Genomic DNA, 17,742 nt, shown 5'->3' with positions numbered 1-17,742 from the left:
GAAATTTACCGTGACTTTTACCACGGTAATTCTCCCCACACCTTTTCAATATCATCCATCAATTTCACAACTGTTTTAAGTTCCACCTCGCTATAGTTGTTTAAAACTGAAAAGATTGATTTTTCAATATATGCTTGTTGCTCCTTATGGATTTTAAAAATTTCGATGCCCTTTTCAGATAATCTCAAATATTTATTTTTCCCATTATTCGGATCAAAATCAAAAACAACTAAATTTTTTTGAATCAATCTCCTAACACTTTGAGTTATTGCACTTCTTGAAACTTCTAATAATTCAGATAATTTTACTAGATTTAAGGGCTGATTTTCCCCAATCACAACAATCAAATGTACCTCATTCAAAGTAATGGATTTGTCAACACCACTTTTATGTTGATTTTTTTTTAACTGGTCAAACGCTAAAATAAATCTATTGAAACGATTATTAAATGCAATAAATTCTTTTTTATCCATAATCTCTCTTTCCTTTGTTAATCATATTAACAAAACAGAAACTTCCTGTCAAATAAAAAATCCTCCAGATTCTACTCTGAAGGATTCATTTCTTATTTCACAACAATATTAACTAATTTATTCGGTACCGCAATCACTTTCACGATTTCCTTACCGTCAATTTCTGCTTTGACTTTTTCGTCAGCCAGAGCAATTTCTTGTAATTCTTCGCGTGATAGGTCTTTAGAGACCATGAGTTTAGCACGGACTTTTCCTTTAATTTGGACGACGATTTCGATTTCGTCTTCAACTAATTTGCTTTCATCCCAAGTCGGCCAAGCCACGTAAGAGATTGACTCACCTGTTGCTGCAACTGTTTGCCAGAGCTCTTCTGCCAAGTGAGGAGCAAATGGCGCAATCAATTGGATAAATCCTTTGGCATAGTCCACATAGAGCTTGTCTTCCTTGTTAGCGGCGTTGACAAAGACCATAAGTTGGGCAATAGCTGTGTTGAATTTCAATGATTCGATTTGCTCTGTGACAGCTTTAACGGTTTCGTTATAAACCTTGTCAAGAGCACCATTGTTTTCCGCAAGGATTTCCTTACTCGTAATCAAACGGTAAACACGGTCAAGGAATTTACGGCTTCCTTCCAGACCTTCTTCTGACCAAGCAATCGAAGCATCAAGTGGTCCCATAAACATTTCATAGACACGAAGGGTGTCAGCACCGTATTGTTCCACCACGTCGTCTGGGTTGACAACGTTCTTGAGCGATTTAGACATCTTGGCTGGTGCTTGCTCCAACTCTTCCCCTGTTTCCACATGGAAGAAAGAACCGTCACGTTTTTCAACCTTGTCAGTCGCCACAAGAGCCCCACGGTGGTCACGGTAACTTGTTCCCAAAATCATCCCTTGGTTAAAGAGTTTTTGGAATGGCTCTTTTGTTGGAACAACACCAAGGTCATAGAGGAATTTGTGCCAGAAACGAGCGTAAAGCAAGTGAAGAACGGCATGCTCTGCACCACCAACGTAGATATCTACTGGCAACCATTGTTTGAGAAGGTCCTCATCAGCCAATTTCTCAGTGTTGTGTGGATCGATATAGCGGAGATAGTACCAGCTTGAACCTGCCCATTGTGGCATGGTGTTGGTTTCACGACGACCCTTGACACCATCTTCACGAGTCACTTCAAGCCAGTCTGTCAAGTTAGCTAGTGGACTTTCACCAGTACCTGAGGGACGGATGTCCTTGGTTACAGGCAAAACAAGTGGCAATTCACTTTCAGGAACAGCTGTTGAAGTTCCATCTTCCCAATGAATGATAGGAATTGGTTCACCCCAGTAACGTTGACGGCTGAAGAGCCAGTCACGGAGACGGTAGGTAACCTTCTCCTGACCACAGCCTTTTTCTTCCAACCAAGTTACAATCTTGGCAATAGCATCTTCTTTGTTGAGTCCATCTAGGAAGTCTGAATTAACATGAAGACCATCTTCTGTGTAGGCAGCTTCTGCTACATTTCCACCTTCAAGCACTTCTACGATTGGAAGGGCAAATTGTTTAGCAAATTCCCAGTCACGTTGGTCATGGGCTGGTACAGCCATAACGGCACCTGTACCGTAACTAGCAAGAACATAATCCGCAATCCAGATTGGAATCTCTTTGCCATTGACAGGGTTGATGGCATAAGCACCAGTCCAAACACCAGTTTTTTCTTTGGCAAGGTCGGTACGAGCCAAGTCTGATTTAAGGCTAGCTTGATGTTTGTAATCTGCCACTGCCTCTGCTTGCTCTGGACTTGTGATAGCATCTACTAATTCATGTTCAGGAGCCAAGACAGTGAAAGTCGCACCGAAAAGGGTATCAGGACGAGTGGTAAAGACTGTGAATTCCTTATCTGTTCCCTTAACTTTAAAAGTTACATTAGCACCAGTTGATTTCCCAATCCAGTTGCGTTGCATGTCCTTGATAGACTCTGGCCAATCAAGTTCATCCAAATCATTAAGCAAACGCTCTGCGTAGGCCGTAATTTTAAGCATCCATTGACGCATTGGTTTGCGGACAACTGGATAGCCTCCACGCTCAGAAGTTCCGTCAGGAAGCACTTCTTCATTGGCAATGGCAGTTCCCAATTCCTCAACCCAGTTTACTGGCACTTCCGCTTCATAGGCCAAGCCTTTTTCGTAAAGCTTGGTGAAGATCCACTGAGTCCATTTGTAGTAGTTTGGATCTGTTGTATTGACTTCACGATCCCAGTCATAAGAAAATCCAAGCGCATTGATTTGGCGTTTGAAGTTGGCAATGTTCTCAGCCGTAAATTCTGCTGGGTCATTACCTGTATCCATAGCGTATTGCTCTGCAGGCAAACCAAAAGCATCCCAACCCATTGGGTGAAGGACATTGTAGCCTTGCGCACGTTTGTAACGGCTGAGGATATCTGTCGCTGTATAGCCTTCGGGGTGTCCTACGTGCAGACCCGCTCCAGATGGATAAGGGAACATATCAAGAGCATAAAACTTCGGTTTTGAGGCATCTGTTCCTGTCTTAAATGTATGATGTTCTGCCCAGTAACCCTGCCACTTAGGCTCAATTTCTTTATGATTGTAAAAACTCATGGTCTCTCTCCAATTTTGTGATGTTACTATTATACCATTTTTGAGGGAATTTGAAATGTATTAAAAGAAAAAACTGTATACTGTATTTCATTAATTTTGATGGCTCTGAATTGCTCTATCACCCACTTTTTTATCTTATATGCGGGAAATCAAAGAGCAAAACAAGAAGTTTATCTCTTATAACACAAAATACTAATTTTAGACCGAAGATACGACTGGAATGCTAATTAATGTATTTATAATAAATAGCCGACAACCTATGTCGCTTTTTGATTTATGAAGAACGTCGGATTCAATACAAGGATCAATAAAAGACTACCATTTGGAAAACAGTAGTCCTTATTGTTTATTTTGAATTTACATAGGCGTCTACAGCGATGATAGCTTGAGCAACATCTGAAGGCGAAATCTTAAACGGCATCTGATGGATTGTCTCACCCTCCATAGTTGCTTGTTTACCAACTTTTATTAAATCATCATATCCAACTTGATCTAAATGCATTTCTTTTAGAGTTGTTGGCATACCAATTTTTTTGTAAAACTCAATATACTTATCTAGTTCTTCTTTAGGTCTATTTTCCAATAATAGTTGTACCAAAGTTCCATAAGCTACTTTTTCACCATGTGTTAAATGATGAATGTCACCTGTCAATGCAGTAAAACCATTATGAATTGCATGCGCCGCAGCTAATCCTCCACTTTCAAAACCTAGACCACTCAATAGAGTATTAGCTTCAACAATATTTTCTAATGCTGGTGTCACAACTTTAGCTTCACAAGCCGCCATGGCCTGTAAACCATCTGCGAACAGCGTTTCTTCACATTTTTTCGCAATTGCAACTCCAGCCAACGTTTGTTGTTGTCCTAACATAGTTTTTCCATTTGCCTGCATAACCGCACGCGCCTCAACCCAAGTTGCTAAACCATCTGCAATACCAGACGCTAATAAACGCTTAGGGGCTTGTGAAATAACTTTTGTATCAACCAAAACTAAATCTGGATTTTTAGAATAAAATAGATAATGATCAAATGCACCTTCATCTGTATAAATAACAGATAAAGCAGATACAGGTGCGTCGGTCGATGCAATTGTTGGAGCAATAATAACAGGTTTTTCAATCAAATCTGCAATAGCTTTTGCACTATCAATCGTCTTTCCTCCACCAAGACCGATAATACTATCACAATTTTCTTTCTCAGCCAAGGCAACAACTCGATTGATTTCATTGTCAGAAGCTTCACCATTAAACTGGGCTAGAACAATATGGAAACCATACCTATGTAGGTAATCTTCAAATCGTTTTCCAACAATATCATAAACCAACTGATCGCATAATAGAATAGGACGATTTCCCAAATCCAACATTGATTTGGCATTTTCAAACAAGGCATTTTCCCCTTGAATATATCTAGAAGGGCTAGCAAAAATTCTCATGTTTGTTTCCTTTCTACCTAAATGGAACGACTATGTTGAGTAACAAACCAGTCGTCAGAAAAATCATCAACCGCCTTTTGGATAGATGGCATGGCGAAAGCTGATTCAAAAACATCTGCTCCTGCTGTAACAGCATGCGCACCTGCAGCTAAAGCATTATTTACTTGTGCTACATTTTTAAAGGATGCAGCTAAAATCTTACTAGAAGAGTTCTGTCTATCAATAGCAAGAGCTAATTGACGAATGACAGAATTTGAATCAATGTTCAGATTTTCCATTCTATTATAATATGGAGCTAGGTAATCCGCTCCTGCTTCGATAGCTAATAATCCCTGAATAACTGTATAAATAGCTGTTGCAGTGATATGGTAGCCCTCTTTTTTTAGCACCTTTATTGCACGTAATCCAGCTGGAGTAACAGGTACTTTGATAAATATATCATCTCCTGCTTGTCTCCGAATTTCATGAGCATCCTTTAAGATGCCTTCAAAATCTTGAGAAATCACCTGAACATGAATAGAGGGTGTAGAGCCAATCAATTCTCTTACATCTTTGATTCGTTCAAAAAAATTAATAGAACCCTCTCTTTTGGCAATAGTGGGATTTGAAGTTACCCCAGCTAGCGGTAAAATTTCAGACCACTTTTTAATCTCATCTAAATTTAATGTGTCAAGCATAAATTCCATAAAAAGAACCTCTTTATTTTACAAAGTATGCTCAGTACGTCCTATAATATCATCTTGGGTTGCCTTAGAAAGAACATTGAAGAATGCAGAGTATCCTGCAACACGAACAATTAAATCTCTGTGTTTTTCAGGATGTTTCTGAGCGTCAATCAACGTCTCTCTGGAAACAACATTGTATTGAATATGGTACCCATGTAAACGATTAAAGAATGTTCGTAACAAAGCAATTAGTTTTAATTTATCTTCTTCTTTGGCTAACGTTTGAGGATTTACTTTCTGATTTAAGAGAACCCCACCTACGATTTCATCTGTTGGTAATTTTGAAACAGATTTTAAAACAGATGTAGGGCCGTGTTGATCCATATTATGTGATGGTGAACAACCCTCTGCTAACGGTGTACCCGCGTTGCGTCCATCTGGCGTTGCTAATGTTCCACGTCCCTGCCCTACGTTGGCTGAGATAGAAGATGTTCCTGAATAACGAATTCCTCCAATAGGACCTCTTCCATAACGTGTATTAGGATATTTAGCAATTTCATCAACATAAATGTCATAAGCAGCAGTAACCAATTTGTCAGCATAATCATCATCATTACCGTACTTAGGTGCATCATGAATCAACATTTCTTGAATGACCTTACCTTCTTCTCCGGCATAATCTGTTTCCAGTGCATGCCAAAGCTGACTTGGGCTTATACGTTCTTCCTCAAATACCAATTTTTTAATTGCAGCTAATGAATCCGACAAATTTGCAATTCCAACTTGCAAACCTGATATATAATCATATACTGCTCCACCTTCTTTAAGGTGTTTTCCACGACCAATACAATCATCAGTCAATGCTGAACATAGAATATCAGGAACTTCTCGTTCCAATGATAAATCAATAGAATTTTCAACAATAACACTCATTCGTGTCAAATATCTTAGTGTTTTATCCCAAGCATTTTCTAATTCAGAAAAGTTCTTCATATCCTTAAAATGACCAAAGCTTGGTGCAAACCGTTTACCCGAAGCCGGATCAATTCCATCATTCATCGTGATAAGTAGAACCTTAGGGAAGTTCATATAACTCATACCTGTGCAACGATAGCCCCATTTCCCTGGAACTGCCGTTTCAACACATCCAATGGCACTGTAATCATAAGCATCATCTTCCAATACTCCTTTTGCAATAAAAGAAGGAATAATAATCTCATCATTATTAAATGCAGGCATACCAAAACCAAGTTTCATCACTTCAATACACTCATTCATGAAACGAGCATCTAAACCTGCATGGTAACGTACAGTTAGATTAGGTTGCGGTAGATGGGTTTGTGCAACTGATTTTAATACCAAATAAGATAATGGGTTAACAGCATCCTTCTTATCTCGAGTCTGTCCACCAATTGTAACATTTTGATATAAAGGACTTCCTGCTGAAGAAAATGTATGTGCTTGACTGCGAACCTTATTAATTGTAATTGTCTTAATCCAAAGATTTGTCAGACGTTCAACAATGCTATCTTCTGTTTCTTTACCACTTTCTAAATCAGCCTTCATATATGGATACATATATTGATCAAAACGACCATATGAAAGAGAGTGGCCATTAGATTCAATTTGTAAAATACATTGAATAAACCAAACTGATTGAATAGCTTCTGCAAAAGTAGTTGCCGGTTCATATGGGACTCGAGAGCAAATATCTGCAATCTCAAGTAATTCTTTCTTACGTTTAGGATTTGCATTTTCGGCTAAACTTTTAGCAAGATCAACAAAGCGATTTGCATATACTTTAATAGCATCGATTACGATAAAGATAGAGTCGTAAAAATGATATTTATCAATACTTGCTGGATCTGTTAAATCTAGCGCTGCTTTCGCTTTACGAGCCCGCTCTTCAAAACCTCTTAAACCAAATTGCAACAGTTTCTGATAGTTAACTGCTAAATGAGCATCTCCAGAATTCATCTTACCTTCCATACCGAAGAATCCTGTTTCCATATAAACAGACACTTCTTCAGGTAACAAGGCACCAGCTCTAGCACGTAAATTATTATTTTCCCAAAACGGAGCAATACTTCTAAGTTGTTCTTTTGTTTCTTCAGTAATATAGAAAACATCTCCATCACGCTTTTCAAAAAGATCCAACTCATTGAGAACAAATTCTAGCGTATATTCTGGAAAAATAGGAGCATCTTTATTGGAAGAAGCTTGATTTCCTGCAATCATAGATTCTTCTTCAATATAGATAGTCATATTTTCTAAAATTTCTTTCAGCATATAGGCGCGTTTTAGGACATTAGGTTGTTCCTTATATCGATCATAAGCGCGTGTTGCTAGAACTGCTCTCTCAGCATCAATATAAGGTTTTTTATTTAAAACATCTTCTCGATATTTGTTCATTCTTTCAGTAAGGCTACCAAAATATTCTGTCTTGATTGTCGTTCTTGCTACTTCTTTATTTACCATCGTAAACACCTTTCTTTCGAAAATATTTTTGTTTCTTTCGAAAATATAATACCTGGTTTTTTAGAAAATTTCAAGCTTTTAACTAGAAAAACTTTAACTCTCTAATTTTTAGCACAAATGTGTATGTTTAATGATAATACACAAATGTTTTTTTAGAATTATCATGCTTCATTCTGATAAGCTAAACGATCCTGTACTTTAAAGAATGGGAAATAAACTAATGTAGACATCGCTAATATCACTAGCTGAGTAATAACTCCTTGCCATCCACCAACCATAAATCCTGATATAATAGCTGGGGTGCTCCAAGGTAATGTAACTCCTGAAAATGGCTGCATGAAACCTGTTGCAATAGCTCCATATACTATAACAGCTGCAAGTACAGGAACAAGAATGAAAGGTACAAACATAACTGGATTCATGACAATCGGAAATCCAAATACAACTGGCTCATTTACGTTAAATATTGCTGGAAAAGCGGCAACTTTTCCTAAGGCTTGGTATTGTTTTGATTTTGCTGCAAAAAGCATGGCAACTACAAGACCAAACGTAATCCCTGAACCTGATAGAATTAAAAATGAATCTAAAAATTGTTGAGTAACAATATGTGCACCATTTTCTAATGATAGATTACCAGAGGCTAACATAGCTTTATTAGCATCAAGATTAGATAAAAGCAGAGCTGTCACTACTCCATTTACTACCGATTGTCCATGAACACCAAACCACCACAAAAATGATATAAAGAATGCAATTCCAATAGCACCATACAAAGATCCAGTTAAACCTTGCAATGGAACTTGAATAGCAGAATAAATCATTTCTATGAATGTTCCGCCATTAGTCAATGACTTCGCTAAAATATATACAATCATAGAAGATAAGAAAATTACAAATGCTGGAATCATTGCTTCAAACTGTTTGGCAATAGCTTGTGGAACTTGTTCTGGCATCTTAATAACAATTTTTCTCTTTATAAAGAAGGTATAAATACTTCCTACTACCAAACCTATAATGATAGCACCGATAATTCCTTGGCCTCCAAACCAAACTTTACTAATAGCGTCCCCAATCGCCTCACCTTGTTTAGGGATATAAGATGATCTTAGCAAAATAAAGAATGCAGATACAGATAGAACTCCAGCTGGTAAAGCCTCTACTCCGCTATTCTTAGCATAAGAATAGGCAATTGAAAAACAAGAAATTAGACCCATAATAGCAAAAGTTCCTGAATATACTTGCATAAACGGCTCTGTCCAATTAGCTCCAAAAACACTAGCAATGCTCTTATTTAATCCTTCAAAGGGTAATTGCCCCATAATTAAGAACAAACTCCCAACTACTGTTAATGGTAAAATAGCCAACATACCATCTTTTAGAGCTATAATACCACGCATATTCACAAATTTCATCATTGGTGCAATGATTTTCTGAACATCCATCTTTGCCATAATAAATCTCCTTTTCTTACCCACTAATCAAAGATAGGGCCAAATCCAATACTTTTTTTCCATCTAACATGCCATAGTCCATCATCGGAATAACAGCTATCGGAATACTGCATTTATCGCAAATCTCTTTTGATTTATCTAATGTATAAGCAACCTGAGGCCCCAATAGTGCGACATCTATATTTGGGGCATAATCCGCTAATTTAGACTGAGAAAACGCCTCTATTTCTGCTTCAACTCCACTAGATTGCGCTGCAATTTTCATATTATTTACAAGCATACCAGTAGAAAATCCTGCTGCACAAAATAAACCGATCTTCACCATTATATTTTCCTCCTCTATGTTAATACTCTAGTATTATTTTTTATGAAGTTCTTTTCTCAAACTAATAATTTCTTTGATTAAATTAATCTCCGTCATACTAGTCATGAGATGATCTTGTGAATGGACAAAGAGAGCTGTAATTTCTGTCTTTGTACCAGACGCTTCCTGTGCCAAGAATTTTGTTTGTAGATTATGGGCTTCTAATAAGGCTGCATCAGCTAACTGTATTTCTTCTTCACATCGTTCACATGTACCGTTTTTTATGTAATCTAATGCTTTATAAATATGTTGTTTCGCATCGCCAGCATATAAAATTAAACCCATGATAATTTGATCTGGAACAATAATTTCCATAAATTCCTCCTCATTTCACTATGTAAAAAGCTTTTTTCATTTGAAATTTTAAAATTTTCTTTTGTAACTATAGAATACAACTACATAAGAAACTTGTCAATCTAAAAACAACAAATAGACAATTTTTATTTATATAAGCACAAATGTGCAAATTATTGAAAATAAAAAACGATAAACTGAATCAGTCTATCATTTTCACTCACATAAAATATTTCGAAAAGAAAAATCACCATCTTCTTCCAAGACTTTTAAAATTGTATTTTTATCTGTAATCAAATGATTTACTAAATTAGCACGCAAGACAGAAAGAATCGCAGATACTTTCGTATCACCGTAAGCAACAGCTAAACTTTGAGGAATATTTTTTAAATCTTCCAAAGAGATGGCTATCGTTCTTTCCTGTAAGTTCTCATAAACTTCTTTACCTTTTGAATCAAAGAATCGACAACAAATTTCCCCTACAGTTTTAACTTTGGTTAATTCTTTAAAGTCATCCTCTGTAAGCATGTCTAACCATTGATGTTTTCCTTTATTACTAAAATCACCAATCCCAACCACAGCTATATCTAAATCTTTCCAACTATTTTTCAAATCTTCAAAATATCTTGATTGCAAAATACCATCTGCTAACAATTTGTTCTCTTGCACAATCGTTGCATTCATAAATGTACACTCTCCATGAAATTTTCTAGACATTTCATAGATCAGTGTATTCACATGGTATTTAGCGTGTATGTGACTAGGACCACCTGCTAGAGGATAGAAGTGAACATTTCGGACACTTTTGCTGTGGATTAAATCTACTAAATTACTTAAACTTTTCCCCCAAGAAAAGCCAATTTTCATATTATCATCAATTAAATTCCTAAGGACACCTGCTGCAACTTGAGAAATTCTTTCAGATAAAATTGTTGGATTATCATCAAATTCATTTGGAATAATTTCTAAACTTTCCAGACCATATTTTTCTTTTACATAATTTTCCAACTTAAACATATTGGTATCAAAATTCTCTATTTCAATTTTAACAATTCCTGCATTCTTTGCTTCTGTTAACATTCTACTAATAGAGGTTCTATAAATTCCTAATTTTACTGCTATTTGTGACTGATTTAAGTTTTCAATATAATACAGATAAGCAATTTTAGAGAGCAGTTTATTCCTATCTTGATTCATACACTTAACCTCTTACGAAACTACCTTAACCATTATCCCAGCATTTTCTAATGTAGCTATATTTTGTTTAGAAAGTCCTTCGTCTGTTATTACTTCATAGACTTGACTTAAAGCAAATCTTCTTACTGTACCCCTTTTATCAAATTTACTTGAGTCAGTTAGCACAATGACTTTATCCGACGCTGCTGAAATATATTGAACTACCTCACTGCGCATTAAATCTTTTCCTGTAAAGCCCATCTCTTTATCGTAGCCATCTGTCCCAACAAAAGCTTGACGCACATGAAAAGTCTGTATCATTTCTTTTAATAAAGGTCCTACGGTAACCTGTGAATCTTTCTGAAACTCTCCACCAAGAACAATAACACGACATGAATCATAACCTCTTACAAAATTTGCTATAAAAAATGAATTTGTTACAATAGTGACATTTCTTTTTTGCTTGCAAATTTCCTCAGCAAGTAAAGCACAGGTTGAACCAGATTCTATCATTATTGTTTCATTATCTGATACCAATTTTACTGCTTCTTGAACAATTTTTCTCTTAATTTCATAATTAATTGACAAACGTACGTTTAAGTCATCTCCACTATTTAATACAGCATATCCATGCTCTCTGTGTAATAAGCCTTTTGACTCTAGTTTATCTAAATCTTTTCTAATCGTTACTTTCGATACATTTAATTTTTCCGATAATGTATTAACATCAATCTTTTCATATTCTGATACTAATTTAATAATTTGTTCCAATCTTTTCATTTTACACCTCCGTTTTATTCTACCAAAATAAATAGCAAAAAACAACAAATTAAACTTTCGTTCGTAATTGTTTTTCTTTCGTTTTTGTGATAGGATAGAATTATGAAGAGGAGGAACTATTATGGAAGTATCTAAAGGAATTATTTTTAATATTCAACACTTTTCAATTCATGACGGCCCAGGCATTCGTACAACTGTTTTTTTAAAAGGATGTCCTCTGCGCTGCCCATGGTGTTCTAATCCTGAATCTCAAAGAATGAAACCTGAAAAAATGAAAGATGCTCAACGTGAGAAATTCACTTTAGTCGGTGAAGAAAAAACTGTAGAAGAAATTATTGCAGAAGTATTGAAAGACAAAGAATTTTACGAAGAATCCGGTGGAGGTTTAACTTTATCAGGAGGTGAAATATTCGCTCAGTTTGAATTTGCTAAAGCCATCTTAAAGTCAGCTAAAGAACATCACATACACACTGCCATTGAAACCACTGCCTTTGTTGATCATGAAAAATTTGTTGATTTAATCCAATATGTGGATTTTATCTACACAGACCTAAAACATTATAATTCTATAAAACATAAAAAAGTGACTGGGGTTTTTAATCAAATGATTATTAAAAACATTCATTATGCCTTTTCTCAACATAAAACTATCGTTTTAAGAATCCCGGTTATTCCTGATTTTAACAATAGTTTAGAGGATGCAGAAGAATTCGCTACTCTATTTAACTCATTAAATATCGACCAAGTTCAACTACTCCCTTTTCATCAATTTGGTGAAAACAAATATCGTTTATTAAATCGGAAATATGAAATGGATGGAGTCAACGCACTTCATCCTGAAGATCTTATTGATTATCAAAAGGTATTTCTGAACCATCATATTAATTGTTATTTCTAGTTTATTTCCTTGAAATGCTCTAGCTATTTGCAGATAACAAGCATCTATAATACATACTTAACTTTTCAAAAGGTTTAGCTAAAAAATTTTAGCCAAACCTTTTCTATTTTACCTTGCTCTAGAATTTTTAAACTGCTATACTTATAACAGAAAACCCTTCCAAGGAGGTAGCGGATGTCTCATTCCTTTAAAAAATCTCTCCAAAAAGAAATTCTCCATAGAAGCTCTATCGCAGCCTTTGTGACCTCTCTTTTACTACTCATTTTACTTTTTGGTTTTTCCTATTTTTTACAAGAGCAACAACTCTCCAAAGATACGAGACAGATTGTAAAACAGGTTCAAGAAATGAAAGAAGCAAATAATGAGCTCCTGACTACCATGAACCATAAAATGATTCTTGGATTTTTGGATGGCAAACACACAGAGCGAGAAGTCTTTAGCTTATTTTACGAGACAAAAGCTAAATTAAAACTTAGTTCTGACCTCATTATCCTAAGCGATACAGGTGAATTACTATTTAGTACCAATCGAAATCATCAAGAAAGTATTTTATCACCCTACTATCTAAAACTACTCATTCAAAATCCTTCTCAAGATAAAGTGACAGAAAAAATTGCACTCTCTTCAGATAAACAACACTACACACTCTTTATCAAACCACTACTTCAAAACCAACGAGTTAAGGCCTATACTATTGCTTTCGTAAATGAGAATGATTTCATCTCAAGTTTCCCAATGATCAATTCCAAATACATCATTACCGATAGCTTTGGAAATATGTTTTCCAACAATACAAATCAGTTTACTCGTTCCACTCTTGAAAAATTGGATGAAAAACTCCTACACTCTCGCACCCACTGGTATGCGAATGAACCGCTTATTGTTCAAAAAGAAAAAGTCGGTGCTATTTTTTCAATCTATACTTTTCAATCCTTTTTTCCCATTCCTAGCTTACTTGGTCTAGCCTCCATTCTCACCTTATGTATATTCTTCCTCTACTTCTGGCAAGCAAGGCGAATTGCTCATAAGATTGCCACACACAACGCTGTTCCTATTGAAAGCTTAGTTTACCAACTTCAAGAAATTCCTAAACAAGCAGAAAAAAGGCTTTCTCTACAAACAGGTGATGAGTTTGAGTTTATGGCAGAAAAAATCAACAATATGTTGTACGAATTAGATCAACTTCATCAAAAAATGTTGACCATAGAAAAAGAAAAGTGGATTTTTGAAAGAAAAATGCTGGAAGCTCAGTTCAATCCTCATTTTCTCTACAATACACTTGAGACGATTAAAATCACTTCTTTAATGGATGCCGCTCTCACACAAGACCTGATTCAAAACCTCACGCGCATTCTTCGCTACAGTATCACCGATTTAGAAAAAGAAACAACCATTTGCCAAGATTTAAAGATTATAGAGGATTACCTGATTATTCATAAGATTCGTTTTGAGCACTTTTCTTATGATATTGTCTGTCCAGAAACTGTCGATAATCAGCCTATTCCTAAACTTTTCTTGCTTCCTCTAGTAGAAAATGCTATAAAATATGGGATGCAATACCGTATTGATCTTCATATTGATATCCAAATTACCTTGGAATCAGATTCTCTAACTTTTTTAGTCAAGGATAATGCTGGAGGACTCACAAAACAAGAGCGACTCGCTATTTTAGACTCTTTAGAAAGCCCTCATACCCAGCATGGTATCGTTAACAGCTATAAACGATTGAGCAATTTCTTTTCTGATGTCCAGCTAGATTTAGGAGTCAATCGCCAAGGAGAAACTTGGGTCAAATTTATAACGAAAGGACTAACTCATGTTTAAGCTCATCATCGTAGAAGATGAACACCTCATTCGAAAATGGCTAGAGATTGCCGTAGATTACTCTGCCTTAGGTATCCAAGTCGTAGGAACTGCCAGTCACGGTCAAGAGGGAATGAAACTCATCCAAGAAAAAGAACCTCATATTGTCTTAACAGACATCACCATGCCAATTATGGATGCTTTCATGATGTTTGAAGCCACTCGTACTCTCTCTTATGAAAAAGTTATCTTATCAGGTTATAACGATTTTCAAAATGCCAAAAAAGCCATGCAATATGGGGCAGTTGATTTTCTATCCAAACCAATTGATACCAAGGAATTGACAGAATGTCTTCAAAAAATTGTTTTGCGATTACGAGTTAGCACTTATCAAGAAACTCCTTTTTTAGAAGAATATCAAACTTTACTCACCTCTATCCAACAAGTCGATACACAAAACCAAATCATTCAGCAAATTCTGGAATTTGTGCATCAACACTACTGCATGCACTTTACCATTTCTACCATTGCAGAGCATCTAGGATATAGCGAAAGTTATCTATACAAGGTTATCAAAGAAGACTTCCCAATGACACTAAATGAATATATCTTACGCTACCGCCTCAAGCAAGCTATAGATAAAATGGCTGAATCCCCTAATTCTCCCTTAAGCGATATCTCTGAACAAGTTGGATTTTCAGACTATAAATATTTTGCCAAAGTTTTTAAAAAGTATCTCCATATTTCTCCAAAAGAATTAAAACTCATGGATAAAAACCATTGATGTAAAAGGATTGCTCAGGCAATCTTTTTATTTTGTACTTTTACTAGAGCAAACTAGGAAACTCGCTACAAGCTGCTCAAATCATAGCTTTGAAATCACAGATAAAATGACGTGCTTTGAAGAGAATTACCATCGAAATCCCAGTTACAATTCACCCATCCTTGCTCTAGGAACTCATTTCCTATTTTTCGTTTTAGATTTCTTTAAGGTTTTTATTATATCCTGTAGGACTCTACAATTTAAAAACATTAACAATCTAGGTAGAGAAAATGTTCGTAAAAAAGGAGATACTTATGAAAAAAATACTATTCTTTCTCTCTTGTGGCTGGATATTCCTTTCTTTATCAGGGTGTTCTTCTCCTATAGAAGCGGAAACTAGCGCTGAAAAAGATTCAGATAACACTTTGGTTGTCTACTCGCCTAACCCTGAAGACCTTATCGAAGAAACAGTCCCAGCCTTCGAAGAAAAATATGGTATTAAGGTTGACTTAGTACAAGCCAGCACTGGTGAATTGTTCAAAAAAGCTGAGGCCGAAAAAGAATCCCCTGTAGCTGATGTCATTTTCGGAGGCTCCTACGCCCTCTTCTCTTCTAACGAAAATCTTTTTGAACCTTATATTTCTCAAGAGAACGACCAGATAATCCCTGAATATCAAAATAAAACAGGATTCTATACACCTTATACACTGGATGTCAGTGTCATCATTGCCAATTCAGCCCTTACAAAAGATATTAAAATTGAAGGCTACAATGATCTACTCAATCCTAAATTAAAAGGAAAAATTGCTACTGCTGATCCAAGTAACGCATCTAGCGCCTTTGCTCAATTAACAAACATGCTTGTAGACCAAGGTGGATACGAAAATGAACAAGCTTGGACCTATGTGAAAAATCTATTTACCCTAGTAGATGGAAAAATTGCATCTAGCTCTTCAAATGTTTACAAAGCTGTCGCCGATGGGGAAATGGCTGTTGGACTCACCTATGAAGATCCTGCTTTAAAACTCTTAAATGATGGGGTTGATGTAAAAGTCATTTATCCAAAAGAAGGAACCGTCTTTTTACCTGGTAACGCGGCTATCGTCAAAAATGCCAAACACATGGAAAACGCTAAGAAATTTATCGATTTCCTCCTTTCTCAAGAAACCCAAGATAAGCTAGGAACTGAAACTACAATCAGACCCATTCGTAAAAATGCTAAAACCAATAAAAATATGAAGGCTATGACAGAAATCAATATTGCCACTGAAGATTCCGATTATGTCATTAAAAATAAATCTGCTATTCTTAAAAAGTACAATGACATTTTTACAGATATCCAATCTAAAAAATAAAATTTGACTTTCCAATGATTAACTGTCAAACCCTACTATAAAATCAAGAAGATTACTTCCGTTTTTGTAGAGAATTTTACTCTAATAGAATAGAATTGTCGGTTTTAAAAACGCTTACATTGTTTTAAAATAAACTTAAATAACACAACGGAGGTATCCATCATGAAAAAGAAATGGATGTATTATGCTGCTTGCGGACTAGCTCTTTTTGGTCTTGCTGCTTGTTCTTCTAATGAATCTGCCGATGGCGGTTCATCTGATAAAGGAGACGGCGGTTCGCTAGTCGTTTATTCACCAAACTCAGAGGGCTTAATTGGAGCAACTATTCCTGCCTTTGAAGAAAAATATGGTATCAAAGTAGAACTGATTCAAGCTGGTACCGGAGAACTTTTCAAAAAACTAGAGTCAGAAAAAGAAGCTCCTGTAGCTGATGTCATCTTTGGTGGTTCTTATACACAATATGCTACCCACGGAGAACTCTTTGAAAACTATACTTCAAAAGAAAATGATAATGTTATCAAAGAATATCAAAACACAACTGGCTACTCTACTCCTTATACACTAGATGGTAGTGTTTTAATCGTCAATCCTGATTTAACGAAAGGCATGAACATCGAAGGATATAGCGACCTTCTCAAACCTGAACTAAAAGGAAAAATCGCAACTGCTGACCCAGCAAACTCTTCTAGCGCCTTTGCTCAATTAACAAATATGCTACAAGCTCAAGGTGGTTACAAAGATGATAAGGCTTGGTCTTATGTAAAAGATCTTTTCACACTTATTGATGGGAAAATCGGTTCAAGTTCATCTGGCGTCTATAAAGCAGTCGCTGACGGAGAAATGGCTGTTGGTCTCTCTTATGAAGATCCAGCAGTTAAACTCTTAAATGACGGGGCTAATATCAAGGTAGTCTATCCAAAAGAAGGAACCGTCTTCCTACCTGCTAGTGCTGCTATCGTTAAAAAAGCGAAAAATATGGAAAATGCCAAGAAATTTATCGATTTTATTATCTCTCAAGAAGTACAAGATACACTTGGTACAACCACTACTAACCGTCCTGTTCGTAAAAATGCTAAAACAAGCGAAAACATGAAACCAATTGACAAAATCAAAACACTCACTGAAGATTATGATTATGTCATCAAGAATAAATCAGATATTGTTAAGAAATACAACGAAGTCTTTACAGATATCCAATCTAAACAGTAAAAGA

General features: G+C 35.9%; 15 protein-coding genes. 5 read left to right on the top strand and 10 right to left on the bottom strand.

Annotation, left to right across the window (positions count from 1 at the left end):
• Positions 1–17: 17 nt before the first annotated feature.
• From PCY12_RS03140 to PCY12_RS03095, 10 genes are all read right to left on the bottom strand, one after another.
• On the bottom strand, positions 18–473 hold the full coding sequence (locus PCY12_RS03140; protein WP_000358209.1) for a MarR family winged helix-turn-helix transcriptional regulator: 456 nt from the start codon (positions 471–473) through the stop codon (positions 18–20).
• Positions 474–565: 92 nt separating this feature from the next.
• A complete protein-coding gene (leuS, locus tag PCY12_RS03135) occupies positions 566–3,067 on the bottom strand; it encodes a leucine--tRNA ligase (protein ID WP_301351467.1) in 2,502 nt (833 codons plus the stop codon).
• A gap of 346 nt (positions 3,068–3,413) precedes the next feature.
• The gene (locus PCY12_RS03130; RefSeq protein WP_301351465.1) at positions 3,414–4,502 is read right to left on the bottom strand and encodes a glycerol dehydrogenase; all 1,089 of its coding nucleotides are present in this window, start codon (positions 4,500–4,502) and stop codon (positions 3,414–3,416) included.
• A 17-nt stretch (positions 4,503–4,519) separates the two neighbouring features.
• Complete coding sequence (locus PCY12_RS03125) at positions 4,520–5,188, bottom strand: fructose-6-phosphate aldolase (RefSeq protein ID WP_061765830.1); 669 nt, start codon at positions 5,186–5,188, stop codon at positions 4,520–4,522.
• Positions 5,189–5,206: 18 nt separating this feature from the next.
• Positions 5,207–7,645: a glycyl radical protein gene (locus tag PCY12_RS03120; RefSeq protein WP_000247407.1), complete on the bottom strand. Its 2,439-nt coding sequence runs from the start codon at positions 7,643–7,645 to the stop codon at positions 5,207–5,209.
• 161 nt (positions 7,646–7,806) lie between these two features.
• On the bottom strand, positions 7,807–9,096 hold the full coding sequence (locus PCY12_RS03115; protein WP_301351464.1) for a PTS sugar transporter subunit IIC: 1,290 nt from the start codon (positions 9,094–9,096) through the stop codon (positions 7,807–7,809).
• A 16-nt stretch (positions 9,097–9,112) separates the two neighbouring features.
• Positions 9,113–9,421: a PTS sugar transporter subunit IIB gene (locus PCY12_RS03110; RefSeq protein WP_301351463.1), complete on the bottom strand. Its 309-nt coding sequence runs from the start codon at positions 9,419–9,421 to the stop codon at positions 9,113–9,115.
• A gap of 33 nt (positions 9,422–9,454) precedes the next feature.
• Positions 9,455–9,775, bottom strand: a complete 321-nt coding sequence (locus PCY12_RS03105; RefSeq protein ID WP_000402908.1) for a PTS lactose/cellobiose transporter subunit IIA — start codon at positions 9,773–9,775, stop codon at positions 9,455–9,457.
• A gap of 195 nt (positions 9,776–9,970) precedes the next feature.
• Complete coding sequence (locus PCY12_RS03100) at positions 9,971–10,951, bottom strand: sugar-binding transcriptional regulator (protein WP_301351461.1); 981 nt, start codon at positions 10,949–10,951, stop codon at positions 9,971–9,973.
• A 12-nt stretch (positions 10,952–10,963) separates the two neighbouring features.
• A complete protein-coding gene (locus PCY12_RS03095; protein ID WP_050242602.1) occupies positions 10,964–11,710 on the bottom strand; it encodes a DeoR/GlpR family DNA-binding transcription regulator in 747 nt (248 codons plus the stop codon).
• A 121-nt stretch (positions 11,711–11,831) separates the two neighbouring features.
• Between PCY12_RS03095 and PCY12_RS03090 the strand changes: the two genes are divergently transcribed.
• The 5 genes from PCY12_RS03090 (at position 11,832) to PCY12_RS03070 (ending at position 17,738) form a co-directional block, all read left to right on the top strand.
• Positions 11,832–12,608 (top strand): glycyl-radical enzyme activating protein, encoded by a 777-nt coding sequence (locus PCY12_RS03090; protein ID WP_301351460.1) that lies wholly within the window; start codon positions 11,832–11,834, stop codon positions 12,606–12,608.
• A 174-nt stretch (positions 12,609–12,782) separates the two neighbouring features.
• Positions 12,783–14,432 carry a histidine kinase gene (locus PCY12_RS03085; RefSeq protein WP_301351458.1) on the top strand — a complete coding sequence of 550 codons (1,650 nt, stop codon included), beginning with the start codon at positions 12,783–12,785 and terminating at the stop codon, positions 14,430–14,432.
• Positions 14,425–15,195: a response regulator gene (locus PCY12_RS03080; RefSeq protein ID WP_301351457.1), complete on the top strand. Its 771-nt coding sequence runs from the start codon at positions 14,425–14,427 to the stop codon at positions 15,193–15,195. Before PCY12_RS03085 ends, PCY12_RS03080 begins: the two co-directional genes overlap by 8 nt.
• Positions 15,196–15,488: 293 nt before the next feature.
• Entirely contained in the window at positions 15,489–16,529 is a 1,041-nt protein-coding gene (locus tag PCY12_RS03075) for an ABC transporter substrate-binding protein (RefSeq protein ID WP_301351456.1), read from the top strand.
• Between the two features lie 162 nt (positions 16,530–16,691).
• The gene (locus PCY12_RS03070) at positions 16,692–17,738 is read left to right on the top strand and encodes an ABC transporter substrate-binding protein (RefSeq protein WP_000731166.1); all 1,047 of its coding nucleotides are present in this window, start codon (positions 16,692–16,694) and stop codon (positions 17,736–17,738) included.
• Positions 17,739–17,742 lie beyond the last annotated feature (4 nt).

The sequence above is a fragment of the Streptococcus sp. SPS1 genome (genome assembly GCF_030439915.1).
Lineage (GTDB): Bacteria > Bacillota > Bacilli > Lactobacillales > Streptococcaceae > Streptococcus.
This window is presented reverse-complemented; position numbering and strand designations above follow the sequence as displayed.

Excerpts from the sequence above, each read along its gene's own strand:
- PCY12_RS03090 (WP_301351460.1), top strand. The coding sequence starts at position 11,832 with ATGGAAGTATCTAAAGGAATTATTTTTAATATTCAACACTTTTCAATT.
- PCY12_RS03140 (WP_000358209.1), bottom strand. The coding sequence starts at position 473 with ATGGATAAAAAAGAATTTATTGCATTTAATAATCGTTTCAATAGATTT.
- PCY12_RS03075 (WP_301351456.1), top strand. The coding sequence starts at position 15,489 with ATGAAAAAAATACTATTCTTTCTCTCTTGTGGCTGGATATTCCTTTCT.
- PCY12_RS03085 (WP_301351458.1), top strand. The coding sequence starts at position 12,783 with ATGTCTCATTCCTTTAAAAAATCTCTCCAAAAAGAAATTCTCCATAGA.
- PCY12_RS03095 (WP_050242602.1), bottom strand. The coding sequence starts at position 11,710 with ATGAAAAGATTGGAACAAATTATTAAATTAGTATCAGAATATGAAAAG.
- PCY12_RS03130 (WP_301351465.1), bottom strand. The coding sequence starts at position 4,502 with ATGAGAATTTTTGCTAGCCCTTCTAGATATATTCAAGGGGAAAATGCC.
- PCY12_RS03120 (WP_000247407.1), bottom strand. The coding sequence starts at position 7,645 with ATGGTAAATAAAGAAGTAGCAAGAACGACAATCAAGACAGAATATTTT.
- PCY12_RS03080 (WP_301351457.1), top strand. The coding sequence starts at position 14,425 with ATGTTTAAGCTCATCATCGTAGAAGATGAACACCTCATTCGAAAATGG.
- PCY12_RS03105 (WP_000402908.1), bottom strand. The coding sequence starts at position 9,775 with ATGGAAATTATTGTTCCAGATCAAATTATCATGGGTTTAATTTTATAT.
- PCY12_RS03070 (WP_000731166.1), top strand. The coding sequence starts at position 16,692 with ATGAAAAAGAAATGGATGTATTATGCTGCTTGCGGACTAGCTCTTTTT.
- PCY12_RS03125 (WP_061765830.1), bottom strand. The coding sequence starts at position 5,188 with ATGGAATTTATGCTTGACACATTAAATTTAGATGAGATTAAAAAGTGG.
- PCY12_RS03100 (WP_301351461.1), bottom strand. The coding sequence starts at position 10,951 with ATGAATCAAGATAGGAATAAACTGCTCTCTAAAATTGCTTATCTGTAT.
- PCY12_RS03110 (WP_301351463.1), bottom strand. The coding sequence starts at position 9,421 with ATGGTGAAGATCGGTTTATTTTGTGCAGCAGGATTTTCTACTGGTATG.
- PCY12_RS03115 (WP_301351464.1), bottom strand. The coding sequence starts at position 9,096 with ATGGCAAAGATGGATGTTCAGAAAATCATTGCACCAATGATGAAATTT.
- leuS (WP_301351467.1), bottom strand. The coding sequence starts at position 3,067 with ATGAGTTTTTACAATCATAAAGAAATTGAGCCTAAGTGGCAGGGTTAC.